9 protein-coding genes are annotated in these 6,376 nt (G+C 46.0%); 6 read left to right on the top strand and 3 right to left on the bottom strand.

All coding sequences use genetic code 11. The features are described 5' to 3' along the window. Window positions 1-321: 321 nt before the first annotated feature. The 3 genes from BLW68_RS11320 to BLW68_RS11310 all read right to left on the bottom strand — a co-directional run bounded on the left by BLW68_RS11320 (window position 322) and on the right by BLW68_RS11310 (window position 3,804). Complete coding sequence (locus BLW68_RS11320) at window positions 322-810, bottom strand: hypothetical protein (protein WP_092793327.1); 489 nt, start codon at window positions 808-810, stop codon at window positions 322-324. A gap of 559 nt (window positions 811-1,369) precedes the next feature. Continuing rightward, complete coding sequence (locus tag BLW68_RS11315) at window positions 1,370-2,614, bottom strand: site-specific integrase (protein WP_092793325.1); 1,245 nt, start codon at window positions 2,612-2,614, stop codon at window positions 1,370-1,372. Between the two features lie 101 nt (window positions 2,615-2,715). Then, entirely contained in the window at window positions 2,716-3,804 is a 1,089-nt protein-coding gene (locus BLW68_RS11310; protein ID WP_092793323.1) for a site-specific integrase, read from the bottom strand. Between the two features lie 119 nt (window positions 3,805-3,923). On the opposite strand from BLW68_RS11310, the gene dusA reads away from it, so the two are divergent. From dusA to BLW68_RS11290, 6 genes are all read left to right on the top strand, one after another. After that, the gene (gene dusA, locus BLW68_RS11305; RefSeq protein WP_092793321.1) at window positions 3,924-4,940 is read left to right on the top strand and encodes a tRNA dihydrouridine(20/20a) synthase DusA; all 1,017 of its coding nucleotides are present in this window, start codon (window positions 3,924-3,926) and stop codon (window positions 4,938-4,940) included. 172 nt (window positions 4,941-5,112) lie between these two features. Next, window positions 5,113-5,382: a hypothetical protein gene (locus BLW68_RS11300; protein WP_092793319.1), complete on the top strand. Its 270-nt coding sequence runs from the start codon at window positions 5,113-5,115 to the stop codon at window positions 5,380-5,382. 3 nt (window positions 5,383-5,385) lie between these two features. Continuing rightward, complete coding sequence (locus BLW68_RS21575) at window positions 5,386-5,517, top strand: hypothetical protein (RefSeq protein WP_259237746.1); 132 nt, start codon at window positions 5,386-5,388, stop codon at window positions 5,515-5,517. Window positions 5,518-5,550: 33 nt separating this feature from the next. Further along, entirely contained in the window at window positions 5,551-5,673 is a 123-nt protein-coding gene (locus tag BLW68_RS21570) for a hypothetical protein (RefSeq protein ID WP_281246200.1), read from the top strand. Beyond that, window positions 5,660-5,857, top strand: coding sequence for a PspC domain-containing protein (locus BLW68_RS11295; protein ID WP_092793317.1), 198 nt, complete (start codon window positions 5,660-5,662; stop codon window positions 5,855-5,857). Before BLW68_RS21570 ends, BLW68_RS11295 begins: the two co-directional genes overlap by 14 nt. 80 nt (window positions 5,858-5,937) lie before the next feature. Further along, window positions 5,938-6,369 carry a copper chaperone PCu(A)C gene (locus BLW68_RS11290; protein ID WP_092793315.1) on the top strand — a complete coding sequence of 144 codons (432 nt, stop codon included), beginning with the start codon at window positions 5,938-5,940 and terminating at the stop codon, window positions 6,367-6,369. The last annotated feature ends 7 nt before the right edge of the window (window positions 6,370-6,376 follow it).

The following is a 6,376-nucleotide window of genomic DNA, read 5'->3' as shown; positions in this document are numbered from 1 at the left end:
ATTGTTAAAGCGGATAACCAAATCACTGATGGTTGCCCGGCCAATATTTAAAGCCTGAGAGATTTGCCTGTCGCTTAGTCTGGCCTCAAATTTAAGACGGAATATATCCAGATAAGTTTGCATATCTGTCCTTACCATTTTCTTTTTACGTGTCATGACTACTCCGGCAAACAGTTAAAAAACTGTTATGCCAAAGTCCGTAAAACGAAGGAAGAACAAACTGGCCGGACGATACCGAAACAGGTGGCCGGATAAGGCCGAAATCAGTGGCCGGATGATACCGAAATGGGTGGCCGACTCATGCCGAAATCGCTGGCCGGATCATCCCGAAATACGCAAAAATGCGCTCCAGCCATTAAAACTATCACCGTTGACAAAATACTCTTCTGCCATGCCCCTGAGAATAACAAACTGGACGATTAGATCATGAAATACGGTACTTAGATTAACCCGCTGCGAGACATGTTCTGATGAACGGAAGTGCAGTTGAATACTGGTAAGTTGTTCAACATATAAAGCCCCAGCCTTGGTGAGGACGTACAGCCTATCATCAGGCGAGCGGTGAGTCTGGGTATAGTCCAACATGCCCTCCAAACATAGCTTATTAAGGTGAGCCAGAGCCTGTGGCTGGGAAATACCATACAGCCATTTGATGATAAGCGGGCTGGTATGGCCGAAACGACCGACAATGATCATTGTCAGCCGACGTCGGGCTTTGCCAATTTGGTTATTGTTGCTGCCGTGCTGGTAATGCATATCAACTGCTAGATAATGTTGGTATTGCTCAGTAATGCCGGAGGTCATACTCATAGTGTTTTTTCCGTTAGTTAAATTGATTAACTAACAAGGACAGTGCTGTGCGAAATTTTTAATTCCGCGCAGTTTGATGAATATTTTCATTGCAAGATGTTGTGAAAATTATCTTGCTATAAAGTTGGCGATGAATCTCGCCAACCCGGCATGCTGCGCATGTTGTTTATCAGATGTCATCTGACAAACAATGAGCTTGTAACGCCCGCCAAATCTGGCCTCGCGAGGCCGATTTGGCTTTACGCACTGTTAGTGCTAGCGTTACAAACTCAGGGGCGCACGTCCGGGCGGTGCCCCGTACTACCCCGAAATTTGGCGTTTTCGTTCTGCGATCGCTGCGCGATTTTTCGCAGCCACAAAAACTATGTCGTCTGGCGACGTCATCGGGTTGCTGTCGTCAATCTGGCGATTGCTGACAGCAATTTTGCCTGAGGGCAAAACCAATTTCAGGGTAGTTCGGGCCAGCCGAACGTGCGCCTGCTGCACGCCAAAACCGCTATTGCGGTTATGTCGTTCCGCGACTTGTTGGCTAATTGCATTAGCGCCTTTTTTTGCATTTTTATGCTAAAAATGCTTCCAGTACTTCGTCCAAAGCGGATTGAGAAATGTGCGGTTTTATATTGAGATAAAAATATTTTAATGCGGAATTTTTAGTTTCCTCACTGAATATATCAGACTGCTGGCGGGTTGAAATTGTGTACAGGGCATTCTGCGCATCCAATTCGATATAAATCTCCGTTAAGGTCGACAGGTCTTGATGGCCTGTAAACAATTTTGCTATGTGCACAACGCTAAGACCTTGCTCAAATTTACGGGAAATGCCCTCTCTACGCAGGTCGTGCAGTTTGAAATCCTCAAGACCTGCGGCGGTGCGTAATTCGGCAAAATATTTTGAAAAAGTTTTGCCTTTTATTGGGAAAATCCGAGCGTCTGCGGCAAGATCTGGCTTAATTAAAGCTTTAAACAATTCCACACCTGCGTCTGTCATTTTTGCTGTGAAAGTATTTTTGAGCGGTGAACGCCCGGTGTTTTTTAGATTGGAAATTTTGATTGTCTTGTTATTAAAATCCACATCACGCACTTTAAGATTGAACAACTCTGATAGTCGCAGGCAGGTTTCGATAAGGAGCTGAATAATAATAGTGTAGGGAAGGTTGGTCTTATGTTTAGTTTCAAACTGTTTGGCTGTGTTAAACAACCAATCTGCTTCACCCTGTTTAAATCGCCGATTTCGCCTCCTTGACTGGCATATGTGACCAGCTTTTTTCATATCCCTGGTGTAGGTGTCCAGATATAACGTAGGTATATTTTGTTCAGGAAATTTCTCCGCAGCGTCCTTTAAAGCTGCAATTATAATTTGAATTTCCGTATTAACGGTGCTGGGAGATGCCCCATTGGTAGCACGGTCTTCGCAATAGCTGACGAAATGTTTGTAAGAGAGCGCTGATGGATGCACTCTCGAAATATCGTATTTCAGGGGCTGCTGACAGGCATACAACATAGAGTTGCTGTAAGCATGGGCTGCTGATTGGCGATTTGCTAAACTCCAATTAAGCACGTCTGCCACGTTAGAAAATACTATTTTTGGTTCGAAATTCTGAAAAATTATTTGTTCGCTGCTATCACTACAAGCTCGATTATTTAGCGTTTCAAGCGAGTCTTTAATGAATTGCTGTGCATCTGATTCTGTATCGAAAGTCTTAACTTTGGCTGGAAGCTCTACACCAGCCTGTTTTTGCCGGATCAATGCTTTGTATCTGGTTTTGCCACGAGATGTTACTGTTTTGATTGTTGCGTAAGCCATAAATTTCACCTGTTGATGAGACAGGTAAATGCTAAAGCACTTTAATTTTTTTCTGAAAGTTAGGTGAAAGCGTGAACGATGCCACGCTTTGTTTGTGATTTTTAGCTCTGTGTCAGCTGACGCTCTTTCAGGTGAATATGTGCGGGTTTTATCGACACGTACACGTTCCAGAGGATTTTTAGATCTTTATGGCCTGTTACCCGTGCGGCTTCCTCAACTGAAAAGCCTTGCTCAATCAGGCGGCTAGCCCCCTCCCGGCGAAGATCATGATATCGTAAATCAGTGATTCCAAGTCGCTTGCGTACTCTACGGAATGCGGCTGTAACCGAGCGTGAATTATAGGGAAAAATTAGCTCAGTTTGTTTTGGCTGCCGCTCGATGATGTCCAGCGCATTGCCCAGTAGAGGTAGTACGCAGTTGTTGCCGACTGAACCATTCGGGCTTTTCCGATCCCGGATTAAAATTACTTTATTAGCAGTATCTAAATCAGTCCAGCGAAGCTGACATAACTCGCCAATCCGACAGCATGTAATAAGGGACAGTTCGAATAGATCTGCAAGAGGTAAAAATGATGCGTGGTGATGTTCGCTGGCTCGCAGTTGCTCTAGCAGTTGGGATTGCTCTGAATGCTCTAGTCGGCGCTCCCGGCGGTTTGAGCGGGCAATTAGTTTTAAATCATGCAGGGCAGCATAGGCATCTATAACACAGCGGTCATCGGTTTTTACGCCAAAAATGGATTTGGCCACCTTTAACACCTTTCTCAAACAGCTGACATCAATAGAAATAGTTTGTGGAGTAGGGTGGTTGGCGCTTTGTTTACGTTCAATACAAAAACTGATCACATCTTTTGGTCTGATTTTAGTGACCAGCATCTGACTAATTGGATAGCGCCTGATTAATAACAGTGTATTCCTGGCAGTACGACCAACCGGTCGGTTTGAGGCATCTTTCAAACCTATATAGCGATCAATGAGTTCACCTAGGGTGCAGTCTACTAAATCGGGGTCTGTTTCATCCAGGCAGGATTCAACCTTATTGACCATATGTTTGCCCCAGGCGACAGCCGCAGTTTTGCTGTGAAAATTTTTTGCCCTGGAGAATATAACAACGCCCTTTTCTTTCTCTCTCACTCTTACTGCGTAGACAGTCTGCCCACCCGTTTTACGTTTTGCTATGGTATAATTTGCCATCGATTTTATCCGTTTTTTGGGGCGTAATTTAGTCCCCTGTGGTGAAAAAAGGAGAGCTGTTCCCCACAAAAAACGCAGAATAATGACAAACGTCATTCAACCGGATTATTTTAAAATCAATGAAAAACAATAGCATACAAGATACTGGTTCAAATGTTTTGCCTCACAGGTTCTCTGTCGCCCCTATGCTGGACTGGACTGATAAGCATTGTCGCTATTTTCACCGCCTGCTGAGTCAGCATGCCGTGCTGTACACCGAAATGGTGACCACCGGCGCTATTATTCATGGTAGCGGTGATTATTTAGCTTTTAATAAAGAAGAGCATCCTGTGGTGCTGCAGCTTGGCGGCTCTAACCCTGCTGATATGGCGCATTGCGCCAGGCTGGCACAGCAGCGCGGTTATGATGCAGTAAATATTAATGTCGGCTGCCCGTCTGATCGGGTACAAAACGGTATGTTTGGTGCCTGCCTGATGGCACAGCCACAGCTGGTAGCAGATTGTATCAAAGCGATGCAGGATGTCGTCAGCATACCGGTGACGGTGAAAACCCGTATTGGTATTGACGATTCCGACGATTATCAGTTTTTGCAGGATTTTGTCGCTACAGTAGCCGATGCAGGTTGCCAGCAACTGATTATCCACGCCCGCAAAGCCTGGCTTAAAGGCTTAAGCCCGAAAGAAAACCGTGAAGTGCCACCACTGAATTACGAGCGGGTATATCAGTTAAAGCGTGAATTTCCACAACTTAATATCAGCCTCAATGGTGGCGTTAAAACACTTGAGCAAGCCAAAGCACAGCTGCAGTACCTGGACGGTGTAATGGTGGGGCGCGAGGCGTATTCAAACCCTATGTTGCTAAGCAGTGTTGATGAGCTGATATATGGCAAAGCCGGTTACAGCCGCAGCCCGCATCAGGTGGTGCAGGATATGCTGCCTTATATTGAGCGGCAAATGCAGCAGGGTGCCCGGTTTTGGCATATTGCCCGCCATATGCTGGGGTTATTTCAAGGTATGCCAGGTGCCAGACAATGGCGGCGTTTGTTAAGCGAGCGTGGTCATTTTGCTGACGCTACACCAGAGTTAATGCTGCAGGCACTGGCAAAAGTAGCGCCTGTAGCGGATTTAGCCACCTGATTAGTTAATTTCACTATTTTTTGGTTTTCAATAAAAGGCGGGTATAACGAAAGTTACCCGCCTTTATTATTTTATAGATTAATATCAGTGCCTTATGCTGTTTTGCTGACTTGGCACAGCACTTGAAATACCGGTTGTGTAGTACAGACTAACCACTTTCAAGGAAACGATAATGAACACACTGACTGCTTTAACCCTTACTGCTGCTTTTGCCGGGACTTTACTGGCTAACCATGCGATGGCTGATGAATTAACGGATCAAATCCGTGGCGCTGCCCGGCAGCAATTGCAAGAGTTGCATAGCCACACTCAGCAACAGGCCAGAATTGCACTGCATAAAACTGCGCTGGAACTGCTGGCCCGGCAAACCGCTGAGCAGGACGCAGCAATGGCATTACTGGCATATCAGGCAGTGCATACTGCCGCAGTAGTGGCAGAGTAAGTTATGTTGCTGTCATCCGGTTGGTTACTGCTGCTGTTTCTCAGTCCGGTGCTAAGCATCATCCCCGTTGTACTGCTGTGGCACTGGCTGATGCCACTGTTTGGTTTGGGGCAAAAAGCTTCAGGCATGCTGTAGCAAACCGGCATGTTGTAGAAAAGGAACGCAGATATGAATTGGGTAACAATAGAACTGACCGCCTTTGCTATTTTTGTGGCCTTACTGTTGTTAGCACAGCTGAGTCAGATAAATAAAAAACACCTTGAGGGAGTACAGACAAATGGCAACTTATGACACTGATCGTTGGTATTGCGCCCGGGCCTACCGTAAAATTGCCGGCGTTTGTGCCGGTTTTGCCGGTTACTATCAGCAACCACGCTGGCTGATCCGTTTACTGGCGGTCATATTATTAGTGATGTTTCCCGTTGCAGCAATACTGGCCTATCTGGTGGCTGCGCTGGTGCTACCAAACCGTTGACACTGTGCCTGATAAGTTACGGGCTGTTAACTGGTTGAAACTGGTGTAAGATAAGGCCGTGACTATAAAGGAGAAACAAGATGCGATGGTTTTTTGCTGCTTTGTTGATTTTAAGCTGCGCTATGTCTGCCAAGGCTGACGCTGTATTCAGTGTCGAAGATAGCCAAATTCGTCAGCCGATGCCGGGGCGCACGGTAACAGCAGGTTACCTGACATTACATAATCATTCCGCAGACGCCGTTAAACTTGTTGCAGCCAGCAGCAGCCAGTTTGCGCGGGTCGAGTTACATCAGCATACCCATAAAGACGGTATGATGCGCATGGAACAAATCAGTGAAATTAATATTGATGCCGGTGGCAGTGTGGCATTTGAGCCGGGTGGTTTGCACTTGATGTTGTTTGAACCTAAAGACACACTGGAAATTGGCCAGCAAATACCGCTAACTTTAGAGTTTGCTGACGGGCAGCAACTGATGTTGACAGTGCCGGTAGCTGCCACACCTAAACGCTGAGGGTAGC

The organism is Rheinheimera pacifica, assembly GCF_900108485.1.
Lineage (GTDB): Bacteria > Pseudomonadota > Gammaproteobacteria > Enterobacterales > Alteromonadaceae > Alishewanella > Alishewanella pacifica.
Note: the sequence above shows the minus strand (reverse complement) of the source record. Positions and strands in the feature narration are given on the sequence as shown.